We start from the raw sequence: 24,735 nt of genomic DNA, 5'->3' as shown, positions 1-24,735 counted from the left end.
GGCCGTGCGCCTCGCGTGCCGCGCCGGCTCAAGGGCGCTGATTCGACGGATGCTCCTGCGCCGGCGGCTTCACGCAGCCGAGCGTGTATTTGAGCGCGGCGGGCAACAGCGCGCTCCACACGTCCCACGTGTGGCCGCCGTCGATGATGCGCAGCGCCGCCGGATTGCCCGCGAGCCGCAGGTGCGTGTACAGCAGCGAGGCGTTGGCCTGGATGTCGAGGTCGTCGTCGCCGGATGCGATGAACATCGGCAGGCGGTACGCCTGGCTCATGTAGCGGTCCCACTGCGCCGGATAGTTGAGCTCGTGCCACACTTGCGGATCGAACTGGCGCTCGCCGAATACGCCGACCCGCCGCGCCGCCGACGCGCGCGGCGGCTCGTTCGCGTAGATCGCCGGACTGAGCAGCAGCGCGCCGCAAAACATCTCGGGCTGCGTCAGCGCGTAGCGCAGCGCGCCGAAGCCGCCCATCGACACGCCGCCGATCATGCGGCCGCCGCGCTGCGTCGCGACCGCGTAGTGCGTTTCGATCTCGGGCAGCAGATCGTCGAAGAACGCGCTCTCCATCTTTTCCTTGCGGTCGACGTACCAGTCCGTGCCGCCTTGCGGCATCACGATGACGACCGGGGCAATCTCCTTGCGCTTGATCAGCGTGTCCGCGGCGTTCTGCAAATGACCTTGCGTGAGCCAGTCGTTGGCGTCGCCGTTATTGCCGTGCAGCAGGTAGAGAACCGGCAGGCGCGGACCGTCCGCGCGATAGCCGCCCGGCAGGTAGATCGTGTAGTTCCAGTCGCGGCCGAGCGCATCGGAATGGAAGCTGCGGCTCGCGACCGTGCTCGCGAACGCGGGCGCGCCGACGGCGAAGGCAAGCAGTGCGAGGGCGAAACTGAGGAATCGACGCATGTCAGTAGGAAAGGCCGGCGGGCGCGGGACTCGCGCGCGGCCGTCATGCTATCAGCATTGGCGCCAGATTTGAGATGGAAAGCGGCGCAGAGAAGGACGGCGCTTTATGCGCGCAAAGTTCTTCGGGCGCCAAGGGTACGTCAAGTGCCCCGAAGATCGCGACGCGTCAGGGACGCGCTCGAAGGGCGCTCGAAACGTTGCCGAAAAGTTCTTCAGCCCGACGTCCGCAGCCGCCCGTCCACGAGCCGCCCGACGACCCGCTTCAGCGGTTCCACGGCCAACGCGACGGCAAACAGCGCGCCGACCGCGGCCGCATCGGCGAGCAGTCCGAGCGGATAGTTCAGGTAACCATCGGTCGCCGCGTAGAGCACCGAGTCGATCACCAGCGAAATCACCGCGCCGGCAATGAAGCACAGCAAACCCTGACGCCCGATCACGCCGACCCACGGCAGCCGCCGCGCGACCTTCTTCGCCCAGCCGAGCTCGACCAGATTGGCGACGAGCCACGCGATCGCGAGGAAGTTCCCAGCGCGCAGGTAGGACAGGTTCTGCTTGAGGCTCGCGGCAAGTGGCGCATCCAGCAGAACGAGCTTGTAGTACGCGGCGCCCACGACCACCGCGAACGCCAGCACGCTGACGAGCCACCCGGATCGATGCGCGCTGGTGCGCTGATACACCGGCTGGCAGCGCGCGAGCACGCCGAGCACGAACATCAGTTGCCACGCGAACGGGTTGAAGTCCCAGTGCATGTCGGGCGCGGCGGGAAGGTACTGGCTGACCGCCGGTGCGCCGGCCCACAGCGCGACGCTGCCGGCGACCAGCAGCCAAGGCTTGCTGCGCGCGAGCGGCAGGATCGCGGGCACCAGCAGCGCGAAGAACGCGTACATCGGCAGCACGGACGCGAGGTACGGCTGGCGGCGTAGCAGCACGATGTCGCGCAGCGCGGCAAGCGGCGTGTCGATCAGGTCGTCGAGATCGGTCGTGGCGAGATTCGGCCCGTCGATGCTGAATGCGGTTAGCACCGCGCTGACCAGCAGCATCAGCCCGGCGGTGACGAGAAACGCGCGATAGATCTCGAACGAGCGGCGCAGGAAGCGGCCGCGAGCGATCGTCTCATTGCGCCGCTCGGCGAGCGTCGCATAGGCGGTGGCGGTCGCGAAGCCGCCGAGGAACACGAATACTTCGGTGGCATCGCACAGCGCGTACGCGTGCAGCGTCACGCGCGACAGAATGCTGCCGCCGATGTGATCGACGACGATGATCAGCAGAACCAGTCCGCGGAAAAAGTCGAGCTCGATCAGGCGGGAAGATGACTTGGCCATTGTTTGCGTCAAAAGCAGCCCCGTGCGACGGCGCGCTGATCCAGCGCGGCGGGCGTCTCACAAGGCTTTTTAATATGGGATTCGGTGCTGCGGCGGTGAGGTGATCCGTGCCGGCGTCGCCTGTGGCCCATCTCGCCACGCTCGACCGGTATCGCAAGGCGGCCGTGTCAGCGGGCTGTGAAGATGACCTTCGCGGTGACGCCGAGTTCCGTTGCATCGCAGCAAGGCGCAGGATTATATTTCTTTTCATGACAATGACGCAGCGAGACGGGCAGCAGCGGCTGCTGTTTACCTGAAGCGACGTTACGAAAAAAGAGGCAGCAACACGCAGTGGAGAATTAGCAACATTCTCGATGCTTGGCGCATCCACTCATGGACGCCCGGACGATGACATGTGAGGATTTCCGGAAAAGCGCAGCCATTGGAGCAGTCTTCAGAACTGCTGGAAAAGTGACGAGAATAAAGAGCAAAGAGAACAAAGCGGCCGGATCGAGTTGTCCTATCACTCGCGGTGCAGGGAGATCATCATGAACAAGCAAGTGTTCGCGCTGGCTGTCTCCATTGCTGCGTCTGCCGTTCTTGCCGCGCCTGCCGCTGCGCAGACTAGCGTCACGCTGTACGGCGTGATCGACGAAGGCATCAACTACACGAACAATGTCGGCCACGGCCATGTTTATGAACTCGCCAGCGGTCTTGCGCAGGGAAGCCGCTGGGGCCTGAAGGGTTCCGAAGATCTCGGCGGCGGCCTGAAGGCGATCTTCCAGCTCGAGAATGGTTTCGATCTGAATTCCGGGCAGCTCGGGCAGGGCGGCCGCCTGTTCGGCCGGCAGGCTTTCGTCGGACTCAGTTCAGAGGCGTACGGCACGCTGACGGTCGGCCGGCAATACGACTCGGTCGTCGATTATCTCGCGCAGACCACGGCCAACGGCAATTGGGGCGGCGAGCTGTTCTCGCATCCGTACGACAACGACAACACCGACAACACGTTCCGCCTCGACAACACCGTCAAGTACACGACCCCGTCGATCTCGGGCTTCCAGTTCGGCGGCACCTACAGCTTCAGCAACGACACGAACTTCGCCAACAATCGCGCCTACAGCTTCGGCGGCCAGTACACGTACGGTGGGCTGCTGGTCGCGGCCGCCTATCTGCAGGCCGACAATCCGGGCAACGGCTCGAACGGGGCGATCACCGCGAACGACGCCGGCTTCGTCGCGACGCGCCTGCGCGTGTTCGGCGGCGGCATCACCTATACGTTCGGACCGGCGACGGCGGGCTTCGTCTATAGCAATTCGAACTACCTGGAGCCGACCGCAAACGGCTATCTCGGCATCGAGCCGCTGGTGCCGCTCGTGCCCGTCACACCGCCGGGCGTGCTGCTGAATTCGCTCAAGTATCAGAACTTCGAGTTCAACGGCAAATATCAGATTTCGCCGGTGCTGTTCGTCGGCGCGCAGTACGTGTACACGATGGAAACCTACGACGCATCGAACGGCGGCGTGAAGCCGCGCATCCATACGTTCGGCCTGATGGCCGACTACAACCTGTCCAAACGCACCGACCTCTATCTGCAGGGCGCCTATCAACAGGTCACCGGCGATTCCACCCTATCGATCCTCGATTTCGCATTCATCCCCGGCACGCAGTCGCCGTCGTCGACGTCGAAGCAGGTCGTCGTGCGCGCGGCGATCCGGCATAAGTTCTAGTTCGCTGCCCGTCAAACGCAGATCGGCCAGCCTTCGGATTTCGAAGGCTGGCCTTTTTTGCGCCCCTCCGACGCGACGCGTGGCTATTCAAGTTCGCCTCGCGCCTGCCGATAAGTCGAATGTCAACAAGTCTGAACGCGCCGCGGCGAAGCGGTGATGTGTGCGTCGTTGGCGTCCCAATACACGTGCGGTCGTAACGCGGAAATACGGCTCGTAACGTCTGTATCAGAGTGTGTGGGGCAGGCGTTTCTATTAAACGACACTTTAGAATTCCGCGAGAAATTTGATTGGCAAGCAGGCAGGAAATGAGCGCCATACGAGGCGGCTTCGCCGTGCCGTCGGGAAGGCCGCGCGGCCGAGGATCGCGCACCTCGTCCGCGGCATCGGGCTATCCGGCTTGCGCATTCATAGAGCAGGAGTCGAACAGGATGAGAATGCGTTTCGACAGAACGTTATTGGCCAGTCTCGCCGGCGCGTGGGTCGCGCTGGCCGTCAGCGGTTGTGCGAACGTGGGGCAGCCCAATGCGCAGAACGGTGCGGCAACCAGCGCCAATGCGGCGTCCGGCGTGCCGGCGGCGAATGCGACAGGAGCGGCGTCCGGCGACCCGGCGGCAGCCGCGCCGCTGTCGATCGACGCCAGCGATAACGCGCCGCTGAAAAAGTCGCCGCCGCTCGTGTATCGGGTCAGGCGCGGCGACACGCTCGCGCGGGTTGCGCAGCATCATCACATCAGCGTCAAGCAGTTGCAGGTATGGAACGGGTTGAAGGCGTCGGCGCGGCTGAAGCCGGGGCAGGTGCTGCACGTTGCGTCGCCGGAAACGGTGCGCGCGGTGCAGGCGGCCAATGCGGCGGCCGCCGCGAAGGCGGCGGCGCAATCCGCGGCGCAGCGTGCGTCACAAGCGACAGCGCAAACGTCGGCGCAAGCTTCGACACAGTCCGCCGCGCCGGCTCCGGATGCCACCGCAGTGCGCGAAGTCACGCAGGAAACCCGCCGGCACGCGAGCAGCGTGACGCTCGCGTGGCCTGCCGCGGGCAGCGTCGTCGAAGCGTTCCAGCCCGGCGAAACACGCGGCATCGAAATCGGCGGCAACGCGGGCGATCCGGTGCGAGCCGCCGCCGACGGCAAGGTGATGTACGCGGGCACCGGACTGAACAGCTATGGCAGTCTGATCATCGTCCAGCACAACAAGGATTTTCTGACCGCGTATTCGCACAACCGCAAGCTGATGGTCAAGATGGGCGACATCGTCCGCAAGGGACAGCAGATCGCGGAGATGGGCGACGAGAACAACTCGCGTGTGTCGGTGGGGTTCGAAGTGCGGCGCGACGGCAAGCCGGTCGATCCGCTGCCTTATCTGCCGCAGGGGCGCGGCTGAGCTTCCACGTTCCCGCAAAAGCTCACCTTGAATTTATTCAGCTAAACCAGGTAATTTGATCGACCGCGCATTCAGGCGGTCGACGAATCGTTGCAAAAGTACCTTCACGTCAGAGCATTCCGCTCGATCTGCGCAAGAATACCGACGATCAACCATGCGGCCTCGACCCGCAGCCGTTTATGAACGGTGAGGCAATGCAGGAGCCGGCAGGCAGCGCACGCGCCGCCGCCGTGCCTGTGCGAATCGCCGTTACGTCGTTTGCCCTCCGCGCAGCAGCCGCGCTACCTCGCCGTGGTAATGCAGGATCGCGGGATCGGCCTGCAAGAGCGGCAGATAACGCGGCAGGAAGTGATTGTGCGGTTGCTCGGGCGAGAACAGGCCGACCACGGCCTCGGCGGTCGCGAGACGGTCGCCGGCCTCGGCTTCCGCGTCGTCGAGAACTTCGTCGACGCTCGCGATCACCGTCGACAGCGGCGTCAGCCAACGAAACCCCGAGCCGTTGATCAGCACCTGCAGGAATGCCGCCGGCGTTACCGGGCCGAACTCCTTTTCGTACGCGGCGCGTTCGTGATCGAGAATCGCCTTGTGCAGCGCAAGCAATGGTCGGCGAATGTCCGTGAGGAATTGAGTGCATTGCGGGTCGTTCATCGGCGGCTCCAGCGGCTGAGGTGATTCGACGGAATCGTGCGTCGCAACACCACTCAGTGCGATGCAGCGGGTCGCGCGATCACGCTAACGGATCGATTCGTCGATGGTAACGCATCGCTCCAGCCCACACATGCGATCCACCGCGCACAGCATGCGATGTGCCGCCTGACACCGTCAAAGCGAACTTCTTTCGACACGACTACAATCGGCCGGTTTTCTTGCGACACCCGCTCGCTCACAGGCCGCATTTCATGGCTTATTAGCGCGACACGCCGAACAAAACCGGTGCATGTCGGCGGTCTGGTGCGGTGTCGCGATCTAAACCGCGTGACCACAACAACATCCCCATCCGGAGCCGCTCATGACAACGCTCAATATCAACGGCGAAACCCATACCGTCGATGCCCCGCCCGACATGCCCCTGCTGTGGGTGCTGCGTGATCTCGTCGGGCTGACCGGCACCAAGTTCGGCTGCGGCATCGCGCAATGCGGCGCATGCACCGTGCATCTCGATGGCGTCGCGGTGCGCTCGTGCGTGTTCCCGGCGGCGGCGGTCGGCGACCGCAAGATCGTCACGATCGAAGCGCTCGGCGCCACGCCCACGGGCCAGAAAGTGCAGCAGGCCTGGCGTGAGCTCGACGTCGTGCAATGCGGCTACTGTCAGTCGGGGCAGGTGATGTCGGCGGCGTCGCTGCTCGCGCGCAATCCCAATCCGAGCGACGCCGACATCGACGCCGCGATGGCGGGCAACATCTGCCGTTGCGGAACCTATCACCGCGTGCGCGCGGCGATCAAGCACGCCGCGAAGGGGGCCTGACATGTCCCAGGGATTGCTCGATGCACAGAACGGCGCGCAGCCGGCTGACACCGACACGCGGCATGCGCGCGGCATCTCGCGGCGCGGCTTCCTCAAATTCGGCGTGACGGTCGGCGCCGCGGCCGGCGGCGGTCTGCTGCTCGGCTTCAGCATGCCGGCCGCGAGCCAGGATCAGAAGGCGGGCAAGAGCGTGATCGGCGGCGATGCGAACGAGGCGCCGCAAAGCGGCGTGTTCGCGCCGAACGCGTTCATCCAGATCGACAACGCCGGCAAGGTCACGCTCGTGATACCGAAGGTCGAGATGGGTCAGGGCGTCTATACGTCGATTCCGATGCTGATCGCCGAGGAACTCGAAGTGCCGCTCGGCACGGTCATGCTCGATCACGCGCCGCCCAACGAAAAGCTCTTCATGGACCCGCTGCTCGGCGGCCAGTTGACCGGCGGCTCGACGTCGATCCGCTTCGCGTGGGAGCCGATGCGCCGCGCGGGCGCGACTGCGCGCGTGATGCTGATCAACGCGGCCGCGCAGCAGTGGCAGGTCGATCCGGCGAGTTGTCATGCGCAGGCCGGTCAGGTGATCCACGCGGCCAGTAATCGCAGCGCGAGCTATGGTCAGCTCGCGCAGGCCGCCTCCGCGCTGCCCGCGCCGCAGAACGTGCCGTTGAAAGACCCGAAGGACTTCAAGCTGATCGGCACGCCGGCGAAGCGTCTCGATTCGCCGGAGAAAGTCGACGGTACCGCGCAGTTCGGCCTCGACGTGCGCTTGCCCGAGATGGTTTACGCGGCGATCGCGAACTGTCCGGTGTTCGGCGGCACGCTCGCGAGCGTCGACGATACGCATGCGAAGACGATCCCCGGCGTGCGCGAGGTCATCAAGCTCGACAACGCGGTCGCGGTGATCGGCGCTCACACGTGGGCCGCGAAGCGCGGCCTGCAGGCGCTCGACATCAAGTGGAACGAAGGCGCGGGCGCGCAGTTATCGATGAAGCGCATCGTCGACGATCTCGCGGCGGCCTCGCAACATGGCGGCGCGGTGGCGCGCAAGGACGGCGACGTCGGCCGCGCGTTCGGCGATGCGAAGTCGCGCGTCGACGCGGTCTACCAGCAGCCGTTCCTCGCGCACGCGACGATGGAGCCGGTCAACGCCACGGTCCACGTGCGCGGCGACGCCTGCGAAATCTGGCTCGGCTCGCAGGTGCCGACGCGTGTCGTCGATGCGGCGGTCGAGGTCACGGGCTTGCCCGCCGACAAGATCATCGTGCACAACCATCTGATCGGCGGCGGCTTCGGACGGCGGCTCGAAACCGACATGGTCACGCAGGCCGTGAAGGTCGGCAAACAGGTGTCGACGCCGGTCAAGGTGCTGTGGACGCGCGAGGAGGACATCCAGCACGACATGTACCGGCCGTACTACTACGACACGATCTCGGCCGGGCTCGACGCGAACGGCAAGCCGATCGCGTGGCAGCATCGCATTGCCGGGTCGTCGATCATGGCGCGCTTCGCGCCGCCCGCGTTCAGGAACGGGCTCGACCCCGATGCGGTGGAGGTCGCCGCCGATCTGCCGTACGACCTGCCGAACCAGCTGGTGGACTACGTGCGCGTGGAACCGCACGCGGTGCCCACCGCGTTCTGGCGCGGCGTCGGGCCGACGCGCGGCACGTTCGTCGTCGAGAGTTTCATCGACGAACTCGCCGCGCACGCGAAGATCGATCCGGTGCAGTACCGGCGCGATCTGCTCGGCAAATCGCCGCGCGCGTTGAACGTACTCAACCTGGCCGCGCAAGCGGGCAACTGGGGCAGCGCGCTGCCCAAGGGGCAAGGGCGCGGCATCTCGGTGATGCACGCGTTCGGCAGCTTCTTCGCGATCGTCGTCGAGGTCGCGCTCGAGCAGGGCGAAGTGACGGTCAAGCGCGTCAACTGCGCGGTCGATTGCGGGATGTTCGTCAACCCGAACACGATCGAAGCGCAGGTGCAGGGCGGCATCATCTTCGGCATCACGGCGGCGCTTTATAGCGAGATCACGATCAAGGACGGTCGCGTCGAGCAGAACAACTTCACCGACTACCGGATGCTGCGCATCAACCAGACGCCGCCGATCGACGTGCATATCGTGAAGAGCGGCGAGGCGCCCGGCGGCATCGGCGAACCCGGCACCGCGGCGCTCGCGCCCGCGCTGACCAACGCGATCTATGCGGCCACCGGCACGCGGCTGCGGCAATTGCCGGTTGGCCGCCAACTGCACAACGCCTGACGCGAAAGGAGCCCGACATGAAAAAAATGCTGAAGGGTCTTGGCGCGGCGCTATGCGTCGCGTTGCCGTTTATCGCCCAGGCGCCTGCTGATGCCGCAGCTCCGTCAGCCACCGGCGCAGCCGATCAAACGCTCGTGCAACGCGGCGCTTACCTCGCTCAACTCGGCGATTGCGCCGCCTGCCACACCGCGCCGAAAGGCAAGCCGTTCGCCGGCGGCCTGCCGATGAACACGCCGATGGGCCGCATCTACGTGACCAATATCACGCCCGACGCACGGACCGGCATCGGCGGTTACACGCAAGCCGACTTCGCGCGGGCGCTGCGTGAGGGCGTCGCGAAAGACGGCCACAACCTGTATCCGGCGATGCCGTATCCGTCCTACGCGAAGGTCGACGACGACGACGTGAAGGCGCTGTACGCGTTCTTCATGCACGGCGTCGCGCCAGTGCAGCAGGCGAATCGCGAGTCCGACATCAAGTGGCCGTTGAACATGCGCTGGCCGCTGATGTTCTGGAACATGGCGTTTCTCGAGAAGGGTGCGTATCGCGACAAGCCGGGCAAGGACGTCGCGTGGAATCGCGGCGCGTATCTGGTGCAAGGGCTCGGACATTGCGGGTCGTGTCACACGCCGCGCGGTGTTGCGTTCCAGGAAAGCGCGCTCGACGAAAGCGGCAGCGCATTCCTGAGCGGCGCGCTGCTCGACGGCTGGTTCGCGTCGAACCTCACGGGCGAGCACAACACCGGGCTCGGCCGCTGGAGCGACGAGGATCTGCGCACGTTCCTGAAGACCGGCGCGAATCGCCATGCATCGGCGTTCGGCGCGATGACGAGCGTGATCAACAACAGCACGCAAGCGATGAGCGATCAGGACGTCGCGGCAGTCTCGACGTATCTGAAGTCGCTGCCGCCGGTCGGCGGCACCGGCGCGGCGGCCTATACGTACGATCCGCAGGCGACGAAGGTGTCGCTCGATCGCCCCGCGAACGATGCCGGCGCACGCGTCTATACGGCGTATTGCATGCATTGCCACGGCGTCGACGGGCACGGCTTCGCGCCGATGCTCGCGCCGCTCGCCGGCAATCCGAACGTGCTCGCGAAGAACGCGTCGTCGCTGATCAACGTCACGTTGAACGGCACCGGCGATCTCGTGATCGACGGCGTGCCGTCGCCGTTTCCGATGCCCGGCTTCGCCGCGGTGCTCGACGATCAGCAGATCGCCGATGTGCTGAGCTTCGTGCGGGCTGGCTGGAACAACGGCGCGCCGGCGGTCGGTGCGGCGGAGGTGGCGAAGTTGCGGCAGTCGACGCAGGCGGGGCGTTGATCGGCCGCTGAGTGCGGCGCAGAAGCGCGCTTGCCGACCTCGCGCCGTTTCAGGTTGTGGGCCAACCGACGGCAGCTATCATCGTGGGACGGCACACCGCGCCTTCGTCGATGGACTCGCCGTCGGCCAATGCCGACATTTGCACCACGACCGATACAGGCGCATTGGTCCTATGGGAGTCCCCGTCGTGTTCGAACGGCTCTCGGAATTGGCAACGACCTTCGTCCGCCGTGCGGCGTCGAAGTCTCTGCGCGAAGCTGATGGACTTCCGACATGACCCTATCCAGTCAAGCCCGAAACGTGTCGGTCACACCGTCGGCTTCTCGCCTGTCGACGCTCAGTCACATACAGATCGCGTCGCTGTGGTTTGCGCTCTTTACCCAATGGATGACGGTCGTTCCGGTGCTCGTGCCGGCACAGGTCGCCGATATGCTCGGACGCGATGCCGCGTTGAAGGAAGGCGTGGCCGGCTCCGTCATTGCGTCCGGCGCATTCATTGCGATGATCGTGGCGCCACTGGCCGGCGCGCTTTCAGATCGCTGCTCTGCAAAACATGGACGCCGGCGACCGTTTCTCGTCACCGGCGTGTTCGGCATTGCGGTTGCACTGGTATGGCTTGCTTCATTCAACGGCGGGGGCAGCGTGGGGATGTATACCCTCGCGTTCCTGCATCTCCAGTTCTGGTGGAACTGGGCGGCGGGGCCGTACGCCGGGCTGGTGCCCGATGTCGTGCCAAAACAGGAAACCAACCGCGCGAGCGCGTGGCTCAACGTGATGACCGTGCTCGGCACGATCACTGGCAACGTGGTGCTCGTTGTCCTCTATTCGCCGGGCCACCTGTATCCTACGGTTGCCGCGTTCATTGCGATCATGTTGCTCTGCCTTTGGCTGACGATTCGCGGCTCGCGCGAGCCGACACCTGTCAGATCCCGACAACGGTTCGAACTCGTCACGTTCATGCGCTCGTTCTATCTCGATCCACGTCTGCACCGAAACTTTTACTGGGTGCTGGTAACCCGTCTGTTCGGCAACATGGGAATCTGGTCGATCTTCGCCTTCATGTTGTACTACCTGCAGGACGTGATCGGCATTCGTCATCCGACCAATCTCCTGAATGGGCTGCTTGGCGTCGGCGTGGTGCTAGCGATCCCGGCCAGCCTGCTGGGCGCATGGCTCGCCGACCGGCACGGTGTCGTTCCCGTCGTCCGCCTGACCAGCTGGATCATGGCCGGAGCCGCGATTGGCTTTGTCCTGCTGGCGTTGCATCCAAACCTGTTGCTGGTGATCGCGGTCGGGCTGGTTTTCTGCGCCGCTTACGGAACCTATCAAGCCGTCGACTGGGCACTCGCGCTGCAAGTGTTGCCAGACGATGCGTCCAGCGGCAAGGACATGGGCATCTGGCAAGTGTCGATGGTGCTACCGCAGATCCTCGGCCCTGCCGCCACCGGGTGGATGCTGTCATGGGTCAAGGCGTTTGCCGGTGCCGGACCCGCCTATGTCGTCGCGTTCGTCGTCGCAGCGGGGTGGTTCGTGCTCGCGGCGTGGTTCGTCTCGCGCATCAAGATTGCTTCCCGGCAGCACGTATCCGTGACTTGAACTACAGACCGCGAATCACCTCACCTCACCGATGCTGTCCCGCCTTCTGCCGCTTTTCGAGCACGCGAGCATACCAGGTCAGCGGAAAACACATCGCGAAGTAGATCATCGCGACCATGCCGTAGATCGGAAACGGCCGGAACGCGGCATTCGTGATCATCGTGCCGGTCTTGGTCAGCTCGGCGAAGCCGATGATCGACGCGAGCGCGGTGCTCTTGACCACCTGCACGAGAAAACCGACGCTCGGCGCGACCGCGATCTTCAGCGCCTGCGGCCACACGATGTAGCGCAACTGCTGGCCGAACGTCATACCGAGGCTCGCACCCGCGGCCCACTGACCGCGCGGCACCGCTTCGACGCAGCCGCGCCAGATGTCGACCAGATACGCGCTCGTATAGAGCGTCAGCGTGACGGTCGCGGCGGCCCACGGCGACACGTCGATGCCGATGAGCGGCAAGCCGAAGAAGGCGAGAAAAAGCTGCATCAAGAGCGGCGTGCCCTGAAACACCTCGACGTACAGCACGACGACGCGGCGCAGCCACGCGATCGGCGACACGCGCATCGCGAGCAGCACGAGCCCGACGATCCCGCCGCCGACGAACGCGATCAGCGACAGCAGCACGGTCCAGCGCGCGGCGAGCAGCAGGTTGCGGGCGATGTCCCACAGCGTGAATTCGACCATGATCAGCGCTCCGTCGGCAGGGTGCGCACGCCGCGCCACATCAGGCGGCTGCGCCAGTTGCGCGGCAAGCCGTCGTTGCCGCTACTACTGCTGTTGTTACCTCGCGCCGCGCGGCCCGCGAACAGCCCGCGGCCGAAGCGGTTCAACAGCTGCCGCAACACGATCGACATCAGCAGATAGGCGGCCGTGATGATCACGTAGCTCTCGAACGAGCGGAAGTTGCGCGACTGGATGAAGTTCGCCGCATAGGTCAGGTCGGGCACCGAGATCTGCGACACGACGGCCGAGCCGAGCATCACGATCAGCACCTGGCCGAGCAGCGCGGGAAACACGTTGGCGAGCGCCTGCGGCAGCACGACGTAGCGGAACACCTGGCGCCCATGCAGGCCGAGCGCCTGCGCGGCCTGCACCTGACCGCGCGAAATCGAATCGATGCCGGCGCGCACGATCTCGATCGCGTACGCGCCGAGATTGACGGTCATCGCAAGAATCGCGGCCTCTATCTCGTCGATATGAATGCCGAGGCTCGGCAGGCCGAAAAACACGAAGAACAACTGCACCAGAAACGGCGTGTTGCGGATCAGCTCGACGTAGCTCGCGACGAGCCAGCGCGCCCACTTCGGCCCGGCCGCCGCGATGCTCGCGCCGGCGATCCCCACCATCCCGCCCGCCAGGGTCGACACGGCCGTGAGGCCGAGCGTCACGGCGGCGCCGCGCGCGAGCATCCCCGCATACAGGCCGAAGCCGCTGAAATCGAACGCGTAAGTCATGGCCTCGTGCCCATCGTAGGATCAGATCGCGGCGCGGCCTTCACGGCGCCACGCCACAGGTTTCAAAAATCGGCCGGCAGCGGCGCGCGCAGCCACTTCTGCGAGATCGCGTTCATCGTGCCGTCCTTGCGGGCCTTGGCAATCGTTTCGTCGACCTTCGCCTTCAGGCGCGGCTCGTTCTTGTTCAGACCGACGTGATCGGGCGAGCTGAACAGCGCGAACTTCTGCTCCGGATCGTTCGCCGGATGCCGCGCGAGAATCGTCGCGCCGACGTCGTTGCCGACCACCATCAACTGTACCTGACCAGAAAGAAACGCCGAAATAGCGCCGTTCGGATCGTCGAAACGTTTGATGTTCGCCGACGGCGGCGCGATCTTCGTCACGCTCAGGTCTTCGAGCGTGCCGCGCGCGACCGAGATCGACTTGCCGCCGAGGTCGGCGGCGGTCTTCACCGGCAGCGACTTCGGGCCGAACACCGCGAGGTAGTACGGCGCGTAGGGTTGCGAGAAGTCGATCACTTTTTCGCGCTCGGGCGTCTGGCCGACCGACAGCAACATGTCGGCCTTGTGGTCGGCGAGAAAGGCCATGCGGTTGTCGCCGGTGACCGGCACCAGTTCGACCTTCGCGTTGAGCGCCTTGCCGATCAGATTGGCGACGTCGATGTCGTAGCCGACCGGTTTCATGTCCGGACCGATCGAGCCGAACGGCGGATAGTCCTCGAATACGCCGATGCGCACGGTGCCGGACTTCGCGATGTCGTCGAGCGCGTCGGCATGCGCGGCCGACGGCAGTGCGCACAGCGCGCCGAGCGCGGTCATCGCGAGCGTCGCGGCGAGCGTCGCGAACACGCGGCGGGTCGATTGGAGAGCGGGGCGCTGGTTCATGATGGGTTCCTCTGTCGTAATACGGTAGTTATTCAGGCAAAGCCGTGTGATGGGTTCGGGTATCAGGCGGCGCGCGCGGCGATCAGCTTGCACGCGTGCGGCGGCAGCTCGGCGAGCACCGGCATGCCGAGCGCGAGCCCGGGCGTTTCGCGCGGCGTGGTGGCGGCGGTCAGCGTGAAGCCCACGCAATCGATCGTCGCTTCGAGCGAGGCGCCGACGTCGCGAATGAACGTGACGGTACCGGGCAGCCGGTTCGGGTTCGGTGCTTCCGTGGCCGCCTTCACGCAGATGTCCTCGGGGCGAATCAGCAGGCGGATCGCGTCGCCGGCCGCACCCGGCTGCCGCGCATCGGCGAGCGGCGCGCCCGGGTTCGGCGTCACCGCGATGCGCCGTCCGCCCGGCAGGCTCACGACGCCCGCGCCGTCGTACCGCACCGGCAGAATGTTGCCGAGCCCGATGAAGTCGGCGACGAACTCGCTGACCGGATCGCGGTAGATGTCGAGCGGCTTGCCGACCTGCGCGATGCGGCCTTTCTCCATCACGACGATCTCGTCGGCCATCGTCATCGCTTCGCGCTGGTCGTGCGTGACCATGATCGTCGTGATGCCGAGGCGTTGCTGCAGCAGGCGGATTTCGACCTGCATCGCTTCGCGCAGCTTCGCGTCGAGCGCGGACAGCGGTTCGTCGAGCAGCAGCAGTTGCGGCTCCGAAGCGATCGCGCGCGCGATCGCGACGCGTTGGCGCTGACCGCCCGACAGTTGCGTGACCGGCCGGTTCGCCATGTGCGGCAGCTGGATCAGCTCGAGCAGTTCGGCGACGCGGCGCGTTTGCCGTGCTTTCGCGACCTTGCGCAGCTTCAGCGGATACGCGACGTTCTGCGCGACCGTCATATGCGGAAACAGCGCGAGCGACTGGAACACCATGCCGAAGTCGCGCCGATTGGCCGGCAGTCGCGTGATGTCGCGGCCGGCGAAATGGATGCTGCCCTCGGTCGGCGTTTCGAGGCCTGCGATCATCCGCAGCAGCGTGGTCTTGCCGCAGCCGGACGGGCCGAGAAAGCACACGAGCTTGCCGTCGGGCACGCTCAGGTCGACGTCGTCGACGGCATGCACGGCGCCGAAGCGCCGCGTGACGGCCTGCAAGGTCAGATGGGTCATCGGAAGCTCCAGCAAGGTGGCGGGTTCACAGCGCGACGCCTTCGTCGCCGATCAGCTTTTCGAGCAGCCAGATCAGCGCGAAGTCGATCGCGACGATGACCACCGCGAAACAGAACACGGTCGGATCGAGCGACGACACCGTGCGGCTATAGAGCCACACCGGCAGCGTGATCGTATCGATGCTGTACAGGAAGAACGTCACCGTGAACTCGTTGAACGACACGATGAAGGCGAACAGCATGCCGGCGAGAATGCCGGGGCGCATCAGCGGCAGCACCACGTCGATGAGCGCGCGGCCGGGGCTCGCGCCCATCACGAGCGCGGCTTCCTCGAACTCGGGGCCGATCGACGCGACCGACGCCGCGCAGTTCTTCACCGTGAACGGCAGCGCCAGGATCACATGCGCGATGATCAGACGGCCGACGCCCAGCTCGACCGGCAGCACGTTGAACACCAGCAGCAGCGACAGGCCGAGCATCACGAGCGGATAGACGAGCGGCAGCGCGACCAGTTGCTCGACCACCGGCTTGCCGTGAAAACGGTAGCGCGACAGCGCGTACGCGGCGGGCACGGAGACCAGCGTCGCGATCAGCATCGTCGCTAGCGCGACGACGAGGCTCGTGCTCAGCGCGGCGCCCATCGACAGCGTATCGGTCGCGTCCGGTGACACGAAGCTGTGCCACGCCGCGCGGTACCAGTGCAGGCTGTACGCGTGCGGCGGGAATTCGAGCGTGTCGGCCGCGCTGAACGACATCGCGATCATCGTCAGGATCGGCAGCGCGGCGAGAAACAGCACCACGCCGGCGACGAGCGCGGTCGCGCGGCCGAGCTGGCCGGGCATCGTCTGAGGCAGGCGCGGGAAGCGCGGCGAACGACGTTCGGTGCGCGGCAGGTGCGAACTCGGCAGCGGCGTGCTCATGCGTGTGGCTCCCCGGTCAGACGTTGGGTGCGGCGCACGAGCCGTTGCGACAGCGCCATCACGGCGAGCGTCGCGATCATCAGCACCACGCCGGAAGCGGAGGCGGCCGGCCAGTTCAAGAGCGGCGCGACCTGATCGTGCACCAGCACCGCGAGCATCGGCACACGCCGGCCGCCGAGCAGCAGCGGCACCGCGAACGCGCTCGCGTTGTACGCGAACACCAGCAGCGCGCCCGACACGAGGCCCGGCATCGCGAGCGGCAGCAGCACGTGACGCAGCGTTTGCCAGCGCGTCGCGCCGAGCGTCGCGGCGGCTTCCTCGTACGAGATCGACACCGCGCGCATCGCGCTGGACAGCGGCAGCACGGCGAGCGGAAACGCGGTCTGGATCAGCCCCAGCAGCACGCCATGCTCGCGATACAGCCACATCACCGGACGCTCGACGAGTCCGCTCGCGAGCAGCGCGTGATTGAGCAGACCCGCCGGGCCGAGGATCACGAGCCAGCCATAGCCTTGCAGCAGCAGATTGACGAGCAGCGGCAGCAGCACACCCGCGAGCAGCAGCCGGCGCGCGAGCCGCGATGTCGTGCGCGCCATCGCGAGCGCGACCGGAATCGCGAGCACGACCGCGCACAGCATGCTCTGGAACGCGAGCCGCAGCGTCAGCCACAACGATTTCAGGAAGTAGCCGTCGAGCAGGTCCGCGTAGTTCTGCAGCGTGAAGCTGCGCCATTCATTGCCGGACGTGCCGAAGCTCATGCGCAGCACGACCAGCGCAGCCGCGCCGAGTATCGCCAGAAACAGCAGGATCGGCGCGAGCAGCAACCACGGCCGGGCTTTCGCGAGCGTCGTTGCGCCGGCAGCGGGGTCGGTCACGGCAGTCTCGACGACTGCGCAAGCGCAAGCAGCGCCGCCGGGCGTCGGGCCCGGCGCCGCTTCGTCCGGCATCATCGCGGCACGCCGCGGGAAGCGCGCGAGCATCGTGGTTACGCCGAGAAGATTTCGGTGTAGCGCTTGATCCATGCCGGCTGCACGGCGGCGAGCGCCTTGTCGTCATGCAGCACGGCTTTCTCGGCGATCTGCTGCGGGCTCGGCACGAACGCGCGGCTCTCGGCCGGAATCATCGCTTTCGAATTGACTGGGCCGTTCAGCACATCGGCGGCCATGCGGCCTTGCACACCGGCGTCGAGCGAGTGATTGATGAACGCGTGGATCAGGTCGGTGTCGCCCGGATGCGCTTTCGGAATCACCGTGAACATCAGTTGCGTCGCGAAGCCTTCCTTCATGCCGTAGGTCACGCCCATCTTGTATTCGGGCTTGCGAATCTGATCCGGGAAAAACGCGGGCGAGTAGATGCCGCCGATGTCGAGCGAGCCCGTGCGGAACAGGTCGGCCACCTGGTTCGGGTTCTCGCCGAGCGTCATCACGCGGTCTTTGAGCTGCGCGAGCTTCTTGAAGCCGGGCTCGATGTTCTGCTGCGAGCCGCCGTTCATCTTCGCGGCGATGATCGCGAGATCGACCGCTTCGGCCCATTCGGGCGGCGGCAGGAAAATGCGGCCGGCGTATTTCGGGTCCCACAGCGCCTCGTACGACGAAGGCGGCGTCTTGACCGTCGCGGTGTTGTAGATGAGGCCGTCGGACCACAGCAGATAGCCGACGCCGAAACCGTTCGCGCCGGTGCGGTATGGCGGCGCGACTTCTTTCAGGTTCGGCAGGCGGTCGAGGTCGGGCTTCATCAGCAGGCCCGCGTCGGCGAGGCCGGAGGCGCCGACGCCGGCGAGCGTGATCACGTCATAGGTGGGGCGCTCGCCCGCTGCCTTGACTTTGGCGACCATGCCGGAGGTGCCGTCGGCGCGGTCGGCGATGACCTTCGCGCCGGTCTTCGCCGTGAAGGTCGCGGCGATGTTGCGCAGCGCGGCCGTGCCGGTATCGTCCGACCATGTCAGGATGCGCAGCGTCTTGCCGCTGAAGTTGTGCTCCTGCGCGCGCAGATTGAGGAACGGCATCGGCAGCGCGGATGCCGCGAGCGCCGTACCGATCGTCTTGATGGCCTGCCTTCTACCCCGTTTGATCTGCTGCATGGCGGTCTCCTGTGTTGAACGCCCGTTGCCCATGATTCGCCGTGACCGCTGCCGGATATACCGTGCGTGGATGCACTGTAGGTTTGCCAAAATCACGCAACAATCGAAATATGCGCATGGATCGCATGACGTACGCTCATGGCTCGCCGCCGGCGAACGCGGTGGCGAGCGATTGGGCGACGCGCCGGGAAGCTACGGGCGATGGCTTATCCGGGTTAACGTCCATATCTGGCTGAGGAATCCCAGCGCGCGTCGAGGTATGAGGAAAGCTCGGTTCTGGTGCGGTTGCTGAAGGCTTTTTTGCACCGCGCCGGTGCGACATTCCTCGGTACGGGCGTTTTTCACGCATGCCATGAGTCGAACGCATGCGGGTTTGCCTGCGCGCCCACTCGTGCGCGCATAGCCGATCGCGTATGCTGTGGGCTTGGCGGGCAGGGCGGCGAGGGGCGCTGCCGCAGCCAAGCAATGATTTTTTCTGATCCTGGACTTTTGATGCGACGCCTACCGCCGCTCAACGCGCTGCAGATTTTCGAAACCGTCGCGCGCCATCGCAGCTTCACGCGTGCCGCCGACCATCTGTGCCTGACGCAAGGCGCGGTGAGCCGGCAGATCATCGCGCTCGAGGAGTACTACAAGTTTCCGCTGTTCAAGCGGCACGCAAAGGGGCTGACGCTGACCGCCGAGGGCGAAATGCTGCTGCCGGCGGTCAAGGAGAGCTTCGCGCGGATCGAGGAAATGTCGCTGCGCTTGACAAGGCAGCGCACCGATCTCGCGCTGAAGGTGCCGACCTGCGTGATGCGCTTGATGCTGCCGAAGATCATGCGCTTCCAGTCCGACTATCCCGATCTGCACGTGCAGATCACGACCACCTGGCAGCACGACGTCGATTTCCAGAGCGAGCCGTTCGACGCGGCGATCATCTACGGTTCGTCGCCCGGTGCGGACGTGCAGGCGGTGTCGCTGTTCGAGGAGCGTCTGACGCCGGTCTGCACGCCCGAGCTGCTGAAGGACAAGCCGCTCGCGCAGGTGGCCGATCTCGGGCGCCACACGCTGCTGCATCCGACGCGCGATCACCGCGACTGGAAGATGTGGCTCGCGAAAGTCGCGGAAGCCGATTCGGCGGGCGCCGCGACGATCGACGCGGAGCTCGGCCCGAGCTTCGATACGCTCGACATGGCGACCAACGCCGCCGCGCAGGGCTTCGGTGTCGCGATCAGCGACCTCGCGCTAATCGACGAGGACGTCGCCGCCCGGCGCCTCGTGCGGCCGTTCGATACGGTGCTGAAGACCGGCTGGCGCTATTACTTCGTGTATCCGGACTCAGTCGCGCAACAGCAGAAGCTGAATCTGTTCCGCGACTGGATCGCCGAGCATTGGGAAGAGTGAGGTTGCCGTCCGCCCGTGCCGGATAAGGCATCGCGTCACGGCGCGAACGACAGAAACAGATAAGCCGCGAACAGCGACAGATGCACGGCGCCTTGCAGAATCGTCGTGCGCCCGGTGCTGAGCGTCAGCGTCGCGACCACCAGCGTGAGCGCGAGCAGCACCATGTCCTTGCCATCGATGCCGAGCACGATGGGCTGACCGATGTACAGGAACACGCCGGCAACGGTGGGAATGGTCAGGCCGATACTCGCCAGTGATGAGCCGAGCGCAAGGTTCAGGCTGGTCTGCAGACGGTCGGCGCGCGCTGCGCGCAGCGCCGCGAGTCCTTCCGGCAACAGCACCAGCGACGCAATCACGATACCGACCACCGCCGGCGGCGCGCCCGCGCTCAGCACCGCTGACTCGACCACCGGCGACAGCACTTTCGCGAGCAGCACGACCGCGACGAGGCTCACGAGCAGCAGCACGCCGCTGATGGCGGCGAGGCGCGCGCCGGGCGGCTCGGCATGGACGTCTTCGTCGGGCACGCCGGCGAGGAAGTAGTCGCGATGGCGCACCGTCTGCACGAACACGAACACGCAGTACAGCACCAGCGACGACACGCCGGCAAACGCGAGCTGCGACGGCGACAGGACAGGCCCGGGGCTGGTGGTCGTGAAATTCGGCATCACGAGCGTCAGTACCGACAGCGACGCGAGCACCGCCAGCGCGGCCGCCGCGCCGCGGCTCTGGAAGTCCTGTTCCAGATGGCGGATGCCGCCCACCAGCAGACACAGCCCGACGAGCCCGTTGCAGACGATCATCACGGCCGCGAATACCGTATCGCGCGCGAGGCCGGCTTTCTCGGGACCGGACGTCAGCATCACCGAGACGATCAGCGCCACCTCGATCACCGTGACGGCGACCGCGAGCACCAGCGTGCCAAACGGCTCGCCGACGCGATGCGCGACCACTTCGGCATGATGCACGGCGGCAAACACGGCCGCGCATAGCGACATGCCGGCCAGTGCGAGCAGCAGCGTGTTGCCCGGCATCGCGTAGGCGGCGCCGAGCACGATCCAGCTAACGATCGGCGCGACGAGAGTCCAACGAGGCAAGACGGTCGCGGACGAAGTCATGCGGCCTTCCTTTCGGTGCATGTATAAACTTGAAGTAATATCTTAACAAGTGGCGTTAAGCTATTAAATTATCGGGAATAACTCGTTACGAGAAGCCGTCGCCACGCGGTCGGGTCGTCATCGCGACGCGCGTAGCGCATTAAAAATATCGCGGTTTCGGGGGCGCGGGGAATCGCCGGGTCGTGAGGCAATGGTGTCGAGCGCTGCATCGGAGGGTGAATTGGCGTCGCGGCGGAGCTTTCCGCCGTCGACGCCAGCTTGCTGCTGTTACCGCAACTTCTTCGGCCGTTCGACCGGATTACTGGCCCATCGCGCGGATCGACAGCGCGCTCTTCACCGACGTCACGCCTGCCACGCCTTGAGCGGCGTTCGTCGCGAGTTCGATCTGAGCCTGTTCCGGCACCGAGCCTTCCAGCGTGACGGCGCCTTCGCGTGCGCGCACGGTGATGTTGCCGACGGTCAGGCCCTTCGTACGTGCGAGCGTCGCGCGGACCTTCTTCTGCAGCGCGCGATTAGCCGCGCGAGTCTGCTTGGTGGTCGGTGCCGTTGCCGCCGGCGCTGCGGTCGCGGCCGCCTCGCTGCTTTGCGCGTACGCATTGAGGGAAGCGAGAACGACCAGCGCGCCGCCGATCATCTTGATTGCCGAGAATGCTTTCATTCAACCATCTCCTGTTGTCGTAGAACGTCGATCCCCGGATGGGATCGATTTTTTTTACACCAGCGGGTACGGCGGGATTCCATGCCAATGGAACAGGTACAGCAGTCTGCGAACGCTTTCAGCCGACACGCGGTTTCAGCGAGCCGCGAAGCGCGCGCCGAAACATGCAAACGGCCGTGTGACCGGCCGGATGAACACAATACAACAATTGGTGCCATGTTGACTTCCATGGCGCAGAAAATGAGGCTTCGGTACAACGAATTTGTCGAGCGCAACCGGTCGATGACGTGGGAGTGGGGCGACTGCGCGCTTGTCGCGAGGCCGTAGGTTTCAGCACCGATTTCAGCACCGACTCAAGGACACCCAGCGCATGCGAAACGAAGCTCTTCCGATCCTACCGTTGCGCCGCGAGGATCTGCCGATCGATACCGTGGAACTCGCGCGCTTCATGGTCGGCAAATATCTCGTGCACGATCTGCCCGAAGGACGCCTGAGCGGACGCATCGTCGAGACCGAGGCGTATCCGCTCGGCGACTCGACGAGCCATGCGTTCATCGGACGTCGTCCGTACAACGGGTCGATGTTCCTCGCGCGCGGTCATGCTTATGTGCGGCTGACCTACGGCGTGTCTTACATGCTCAACATGTCGTCCGAAGCGGAGGAGGTCGGCGCCGGCATCCTGCTGCGCGCGATCGAACCGCTCGAAGGACTCGCGCTGATGGAAGCGCGCCGTCCCGGCGTGCCGCTGCGCGATCTCGCGCGCGGACCCGGACGGCTGACGGTGGCGTTCGACATCGGCCAGGGGTTCGACGGCCGCGATTTGTGTACGGGGCGGGGGCTATGGATCGGCGTGATCGAGACTGGCGACGCGCCGATCGGCGTGACGACGCGCATCGGCCTGTCGCGCGAGATGCACCGTCCGTTGCGATTTTTCGAGCCGGGCAGCGCGTTCGTCAGCGGCCCGCGCAAGCTACTGACGATTCCGCATTCGGGCGCATGACGTCGCAGCTACGCGCGTACATCGATTCAGACGTTTCGGCGTGCGGGGCGGGCGAATTTTTTCTTCGATCAGACGTATTTCGGAAACATCAGACGCAAAGGTGACGATCCGGGCAATTGTTACCCCGAAGATCATGCTAACGGAGGCGGTTCCACGATATTTCCCGAGATCGTTGCGAACCGAGCAATTTTCTATCTCTAAATTAAGGGTTTTCCCTTGGCAGTGCGGTGACTAGACTCAAGTGATTCGCTGGACACCGAAGTGTCGGCGATGCAGATAAAACCACATTGGAGGGAAGTCACCATGAAATCGCTGATCAAGGCAGTTGCCATTGCGGCCCTTGTCGCCGCGCCGGTCGTATCGTTCGCGCAGTCGAGCCAGCAGCCGGTCACCCGCGCGGAAGTCCGCAGCGAACTGATCCAGCTGGAGCACGCGGGCTACAACCCGTCGACCTCGAGCGACCCGAATTATCCGGCCGACATCCAGGCCGCCGAGCAGCGCGTGCAAGCGCAAAATCCGGCCGTCGCGCAAACCCAGCCGAGCGCTGATACCAGCGGTTACGGCGCGCCGATGAGCGGATCGACCCAGGCGGGCGGCATGAAGCAGCCGATGAGCGGCCCGAAGAGCGTCTATTTCGGTAACTAATTTCGGTAACTAATTTCGGTAACTAAGCAGGCAGCAGAATCTGTGTGCGCGTCGTTTGACGGCGCACACAGCGTTTCATACCCGGTACTGTTTCAAACGAGCGCGCCGCACTCATGCGCCCGAGAGCGTGTTATCCGCGCGCGTTGCGTTCCTCTTTCCGAAGGAACCTCCGCTGCCGCAAGGTAGCTTGGCCCAAGCTCTTAGAGGTTTGGGCTTTTTTTGGTGCGCCAGGCATGGCGCGTAGCGCCGTGACTGGCGCTGTCCGACCCGCTGTGGTGGCGAGCCGGATGACTTGGGGGTGAAAGTCCTCTGCACACCCGGCAAGGGGAAGTGCTAGCTGAACGGCAAGGGTGTCCGTCGTAAGGCGGAATCTGAAGGAAGCCGCAGGCAAAATGCTGGCCTGACGAACAGGAAGCGGATATCAGGCGGTGTGGCGGGGTGAGCAGTCCAAGATCTGTAAAGCCCAATACTTGCACGGAACGCCACGACGTAGATCCGACAGGCATAAGCAGGAAGGTCGCGCGCATTACCCTGGGAGCCCCGTCAGTCTGCCTTGTGCTACTGGCATCGCAAGGTGCCGGGATGGGCTGGCGGGAGTCAGCAGAGGCCATAGTAGCGGCTCGGAACCGGAGCAGTGAAGGGCCGAACCTGACGAGAGTGGATAGTCACGCGTGCTCTCTGAGCGTTTGGGCACAAGTCTCGGCACAGCCGGGAGCCTGCGATCAAACTTGACGGCCGGAAGCCTGAGAGAGGTTGGGGTGTCCATTGAACGACAGGCGACACGACGAACGAAACGAAGCTCGCTGGAGCAATCCAGTCGTCAGGAAACGCCGGATACGTGATCCGTACGTCCGGTGTTGTGGGAGGACGGCGGGGGCAACCCCGCCTCCTACCCGATCGTCTGGTCCCGCGCGGATGATCGATGCGGTGTCGCTCAGCGAAAACCGTGCTGCCTGTCAGAGCCGTTCGCCGTGAATATAGAACTCGAGTTGCTGAATCGTGAACTGCTGTTCCGCGATGATGTCCTTCACGAGGTCGCCAATCGACACCATGCCGACCAGCCTCTCGTTGTCGATGACAGGCAGGTGACGCATGCGCCGCTCGGTCATCAGCGCCATGCACTCTTCAGTCGTCTGGTTCGGACGAACGAAGCGCACCGCCTTGCTCATGATGTCGCGCACCGGCGTCGCCTTCGACGACCGGTCCATCAGCACGATCTTGCGCGCGTAGTCGCGCTCCGTGATGATGCCGGCGATGCTGTCGCCGTCCGTCACCACCAGCGCGCCGATGCTTTTCTCGGCCATCAACCGGATCGCCTCGTAGACGGAATCGTCGGCGCCGATCGTGTAGACGTCGGAGGGGTTCGGTTTCGTTTTAAGAAGCTGTGCAACGCTTGTCATGGAGCGGCTCCGTTTCGCAATGCAGCACGCCGAAGTGGCGCACTGTCGTGAGGGACAGGCGATACCAGTATAGGCGCGACGTGCGCCCGCGGTA

Annotated in this window: 22 protein-coding genes; 9 read left to right on the top strand and 13 right to left on the bottom strand. The window is 65.0% G+C overall.

Annotated elements, in window-relative coordinates; translation table 11 throughout:
* Positions 1-28: 28 nt before the first annotated feature.
* Positions 29-901: an alpha/beta hydrolase gene (locus OKW27_RS15295; RefSeq protein ID WP_429333983.1), complete on the bottom strand. Its 873-nt coding sequence runs from the start codon at positions 899-901 to the stop codon at positions 29-31.
* A gap of 212 nt (positions 902-1,113) precedes the next feature.
* Positions 1,114-2,223: an OpgC domain-containing protein gene (locus OKW27_RS15290; protein WP_429333982.1), complete on the bottom strand. Its 1,110-nt coding sequence runs from the start codon at positions 2,221-2,223 to the stop codon at positions 1,114-1,116.
* 527 nt (positions 2,224-2,750) lie between these two features.
* On the opposite strand from OKW27_RS15290, the gene OKW27_RS15285 reads away from it, so the two are divergent.
* Complete coding sequence (locus OKW27_RS15285) at positions 2,751-3,929, top strand: porin (RefSeq protein ID WP_429333981.1); 1,179 nt, start codon at positions 2,751-2,753, stop codon at positions 3,927-3,929.
* Positions 3,930-4,357: 428 nt separating this feature from the next.
* The gene (locus OKW27_RS15280) at positions 4,358-5,305 is read left to right on the top strand and encodes a peptidoglycan DD-metalloendopeptidase family protein (RefSeq protein WP_429333980.1); all 948 of its coding nucleotides are present in this window, start codon (positions 4,358-4,360) and stop codon (positions 5,303-5,305) included.
* Positions 5,306-5,554: 249 nt separating this feature from the next.
* Here OKW27_RS15280 and OKW27_RS15275 read toward each other — a convergent pair whose 3' ends face one another.
* Positions 5,555-5,953 (bottom strand): hypothetical protein, encoded by a 399-nt coding sequence (locus tag OKW27_RS15275; RefSeq protein ID WP_429333979.1) that lies wholly within the window; start codon positions 5,951-5,953, stop codon positions 5,555-5,557.
* 361 nt (positions 5,954-6,314) lie between these two features.
* Between OKW27_RS15275 and OKW27_RS15270 the strand changes: the two genes are divergently transcribed.
* The 4 genes from OKW27_RS15270 (at position 6,315) to OKW27_RS15255 (ending at position 11,942) form a co-directional block, all read left to right on the top strand.
* The gene (locus tag OKW27_RS15270; RefSeq protein ID WP_018420878.1) at positions 6,315-6,770 is read left to right on the top strand and encodes a (2Fe-2S)-binding protein; all 456 of its coding nucleotides are present in this window, start codon (positions 6,315-6,317) and stop codon (positions 6,768-6,770) included.
* Between the two features lies 1 nt (position 6,771).
* On the top strand, positions 6,772-9,024 hold the full coding sequence (locus OKW27_RS15265) for a molybdopterin cofactor-binding domain-containing protein (RefSeq protein ID WP_429333978.1): 2,253 nt from the start codon (positions 6,772-6,774) through the stop codon (positions 9,022-9,024).
* 17 nt (positions 9,025-9,041) lie between these two features.
* Positions 9,042-10,346, top strand: coding sequence for a c-type cytochrome (locus OKW27_RS15260; RefSeq protein ID WP_429333977.1), 1,305 nt, complete (start codon positions 9,042-9,044; stop codon positions 10,344-10,346).
* A 273-nt stretch (positions 10,347-10,619) separates the two neighbouring features.
* Positions 10,620-11,942, top strand: a complete 1,323-nt coding sequence (locus OKW27_RS15255; RefSeq protein ID WP_429333976.1) for an MFS transporter — start codon at positions 10,620-10,622, stop codon at positions 11,940-11,942.
* Positions 11,943-11,967: 25 nt separating this feature from the next.
* On the opposite strand, the gene OKW27_RS15250 is transcribed toward OKW27_RS15255, so the two are convergent.
* The 7 genes from OKW27_RS15250 to OKW27_RS15220 form a co-directional block, all read right to left on the bottom strand.
* Positions 11,968-12,624 carry an amino acid ABC transporter permease gene (locus OKW27_RS15250; RefSeq protein WP_090810062.1) on the bottom strand — a complete coding sequence of 219 codons (657 nt, stop codon included), beginning with the start codon at positions 12,622-12,624 and terminating at the stop codon, positions 11,968-11,970.
* Positions 12,625-12,626: 2 nt separating this feature from the next.
* Positions 12,627-13,394 carry an amino acid ABC transporter permease gene (locus OKW27_RS15245; protein WP_429333975.1) on the bottom strand — a complete coding sequence of 256 codons (768 nt, stop codon included), beginning with the start codon at positions 13,392-13,394 and terminating at the stop codon, positions 12,627-12,629.
* Positions 13,395-13,456: 62 nt separating this feature from the next.
* Complete coding sequence (locus OKW27_RS15240; protein WP_090805986.1) at positions 13,457-14,278, bottom strand: transporter substrate-binding domain-containing protein; 822 nt, start codon at positions 14,276-14,278, stop codon at positions 13,457-13,459.
* Positions 14,279-14,340: 62 nt separating this feature from the next.
* Complete coding sequence (locus OKW27_RS15235) at positions 14,341-15,435, bottom strand: ABC transporter ATP-binding protein (protein ID WP_429333974.1); 1,095 nt, start codon at positions 15,433-15,435, stop codon at positions 14,341-14,343.
* A gap of 25 nt (positions 15,436-15,460) precedes the next feature.
* Positions 15,461-16,354, bottom strand: a complete 894-nt coding sequence (locus OKW27_RS15230; protein WP_429333973.1) for an ABC transporter permease — start codon at positions 16,352-16,354, stop codon at positions 15,461-15,463.
* Positions 16,351-17,334 carry an ABC transporter permease gene (locus tag OKW27_RS15225; protein ID WP_429334611.1) on the bottom strand — a complete coding sequence of 328 codons (984 nt, stop codon included), beginning with the start codon at positions 17,332-17,334 and terminating at the stop codon, positions 16,351-16,353. The genes OKW27_RS15230 and OKW27_RS15225 overlap by 4 nt, the downstream gene beginning before the upstream one ends.
* A 5-nt stretch (positions 17,335-17,339) precedes the next feature.
* Positions 17,340-18,434 carry an ABC transporter substrate-binding protein gene (locus tag OKW27_RS15220; RefSeq protein ID WP_187610264.1) on the bottom strand — a complete coding sequence of 365 codons (1,095 nt, stop codon included), beginning with the start codon at positions 18,432-18,434 and terminating at the stop codon, positions 17,340-17,342.
* A gap of 492 nt (positions 18,435-18,926) precedes the next feature.
* Between OKW27_RS15220 and OKW27_RS15215 the strand changes: the two genes are divergently transcribed.
* The gene (locus OKW27_RS15215) at positions 18,927-19,820 is read left to right on the top strand and encodes a LysR substrate-binding domain-containing protein (protein ID WP_018420889.1); all 894 of its coding nucleotides are present in this window, start codon (positions 18,927-18,929) and stop codon (positions 19,818-19,820) included.
* A 35-nt stretch (positions 19,821-19,855) separates the two neighbouring features.
* On the opposite strand, the gene OKW27_RS15210 is transcribed toward OKW27_RS15215, so the two are convergent.
* Both OKW27_RS15210 and OKW27_RS15205 read right to left on the bottom strand, forming a co-directional pair.
* Positions 19,856-20,938 (bottom strand): calcium:proton antiporter, encoded by a 1,083-nt coding sequence (locus OKW27_RS15210; protein WP_184069344.1) that lies wholly within the window; start codon positions 20,936-20,938, stop codon positions 19,856-19,858.
* A 298-nt stretch (positions 20,939-21,236) separates the two neighbouring features.
* Positions 21,237-21,596: a BON domain-containing protein gene (locus tag OKW27_RS15205; RefSeq protein ID WP_429333972.1), complete on the bottom strand. Its 360-nt coding sequence runs from the start codon at positions 21,594-21,596 to the stop codon at positions 21,237-21,239.
* A 370-nt stretch (positions 21,597-21,966) separates the two neighbouring features.
* On the opposite strand from OKW27_RS15205, the gene OKW27_RS15200 reads away from it, so the two are divergent.
* Both OKW27_RS15200 and OKW27_RS15195 read left to right on the top strand, forming a co-directional pair.
* A complete protein-coding gene (locus tag OKW27_RS15200) occupies positions 21,967-22,596 on the top strand; it encodes a DNA-3-methyladenine glycosylase (RefSeq protein ID WP_429333971.1) in 630 nt (209 codons plus the stop codon).
* Positions 22,597-22,899: 303 nt separating this feature from the next.
* Positions 22,900-23,241: a DUF4148 domain-containing protein gene (locus OKW27_RS15195; RefSeq protein ID WP_090805972.1), complete on the top strand. Its 342-nt coding sequence runs from the start codon at positions 22,900-22,902 to the stop codon at positions 23,239-23,241.
* Between the two features lie 956 nt (positions 23,242-24,197).
* On the opposite strand, the gene OKW27_RS15190 is transcribed toward OKW27_RS15195, so the two are convergent.
* Positions 24,198-24,641 carry a CBS domain-containing protein gene (locus OKW27_RS15190; RefSeq protein ID WP_090805971.1) on the bottom strand — a complete coding sequence of 148 codons (444 nt, stop codon included), beginning with the start codon at positions 24,639-24,641 and terminating at the stop codon, positions 24,198-24,200.
* Positions 24,642-24,735 lie beyond the last annotated feature (94 nt).

The organism is Paraburkholderia sp. 35.1 (assembly GCF_050436525.1).
Taxonomy (GTDB): Bacteria; Pseudomonadota; Gammaproteobacteria; order Burkholderiales; family Burkholderiaceae; genus Paraburkholderia; species Paraburkholderia tuberum.
The sequence above is the reverse complement of the archived record's forward strand: the minus strand, read 5'-3'. Positions and strand labels throughout refer to the sequence as shown.

What these genes read in the sequence shown, in the direction of transcription:
- OKW27_RS15295 (WP_429333983.1), bottom strand. Translation starts at nt 901, where the DNA reads ATGCGTCGATTCCTCAGTTTCGCCCTCGCACTGCTTGCCTTCGCCGTC.
- OKW27_RS15290 (WP_429333982.1), bottom strand. Translation starts at nt 2,223, where the DNA reads ATGGCCAAGTCATCTTCCCGCCTGATCGAGCTCGACTTTTTCCGCGGA.
- OKW27_RS15285 (WP_429333981.1), top strand. Translation starts at nt 2,751, where the DNA reads ATGAACAAGCAAGTGTTCGCGCTGGCTGTCTCCATTGCTGCGTCTGCC.
- OKW27_RS15280 (WP_429333980.1), top strand. Translation starts at nt 4,358, where the DNA reads ATGAGAATGCGTTTCGACAGAACGTTATTGGCCAGTCTCGCCGGCGCG.
- OKW27_RS15275 (WP_429333979.1), bottom strand. Translation starts at nt 5,953, where the DNA reads ATGAACGACCCGCAATGCACTCAATTCCTCACGGACATTCGCCGACCA.
- OKW27_RS15270 (WP_018420878.1), top strand. Translation starts at nt 6,315, where the DNA reads ATGACAACGCTCAATATCAACGGCGAAACCCATACCGTCGATGCCCCG.
- OKW27_RS15265 (WP_429333978.1), top strand. Translation starts at nt 6,772, where the DNA reads ATGTCCCAGGGATTGCTCGATGCACAGAACGGCGCGCAGCCGGCTGAC.
- OKW27_RS15260 (WP_429333977.1), top strand. Translation starts at nt 9,042, where the DNA reads ATGAAAAAAATGCTGAAGGGTCTTGGCGCGGCGCTATGCGTCGCGTTG.
- OKW27_RS15255 (WP_429333976.1), top strand. Translation starts at nt 10,620, where the DNA reads ATGACCCTATCCAGTCAAGCCCGAAACGTGTCGGTCACACCGTCGGCT.
- OKW27_RS15250 (WP_090810062.1), bottom strand. Translation starts at nt 12,624, where the DNA reads ATGGTCGAATTCACGCTGTGGGACATCGCCCGCAACCTGCTGCTCGCC.
- OKW27_RS15245 (WP_429333975.1), bottom strand. Translation starts at nt 13,394, where the DNA reads ATGACTTACGCGTTCGATTTCAGCGGCTTCGGCCTGTATGCGGGGATG.
- OKW27_RS15240 (WP_090805986.1), bottom strand. Translation starts at nt 14,278, where the DNA reads ATGAACCAGCGCCCCGCTCTCCAATCGACCCGCCGCGTGTTCGCGACG.
- OKW27_RS15235 (WP_429333974.1), bottom strand. Translation starts at nt 15,435, where the DNA reads ATGACCCATCTGACCTTGCAGGCCGTCACGCGGCGCTTCGGCGCCGTG.
- OKW27_RS15230 (WP_429333973.1), bottom strand. Translation starts at nt 16,354, where the DNA reads ATGAGCACGCCGCTGCCGAGTTCGCACCTGCCGCGCACCGAACGTCGT.
- OKW27_RS15225 (WP_429334611.1), bottom strand. Translation starts at nt 17,334, where the DNA reads ATGCTCGCGCGCTTCCCGCGGCGTGCCGCGATGATGCCGGACGAAGCG.
- OKW27_RS15220 (WP_187610264.1), bottom strand. Translation starts at nt 18,434, where the DNA reads ATGCAGCAGATCAAACGGGGTAGAAGGCAGGCCATCAAGACGATCGGT.
- OKW27_RS15215 (WP_018420889.1), top strand. Translation starts at nt 18,927, where the DNA reads ATGCGACGCCTACCGCCGCTCAACGCGCTGCAGATTTTCGAAACCGTC.
- OKW27_RS15210 (WP_184069344.1), bottom strand. Translation starts at nt 20,938, where the DNA reads ATGACTTCGTCCGCGACCGTCTTGCCTCGTTGGACTCTCGTCGCGCCG.
- OKW27_RS15205 (WP_429333972.1), bottom strand. Translation starts at nt 21,596, where the DNA reads ATGAAAGCATTCTCGGCAATCAAGATGATCGGCGGCGCGCTGGTCGTT.
- OKW27_RS15200 (WP_429333971.1), top strand. Translation starts at nt 21,967, where the DNA reads ATGCGAAACGAAGCTCTTCCGATCCTACCGTTGCGCCGCGAGGATCTG.
- OKW27_RS15195 (WP_090805972.1), top strand. Translation starts at nt 22,900, where the DNA reads ATGAAATCGCTGATCAAGGCAGTTGCCATTGCGGCCCTTGTCGCCGCG.
- OKW27_RS15190 (WP_090805971.1), bottom strand. Translation starts at nt 24,641, where the DNA reads ATGACAAGCGTTGCACAGCTTCTTAAAACGAAACCGAACCCCTCCGAC.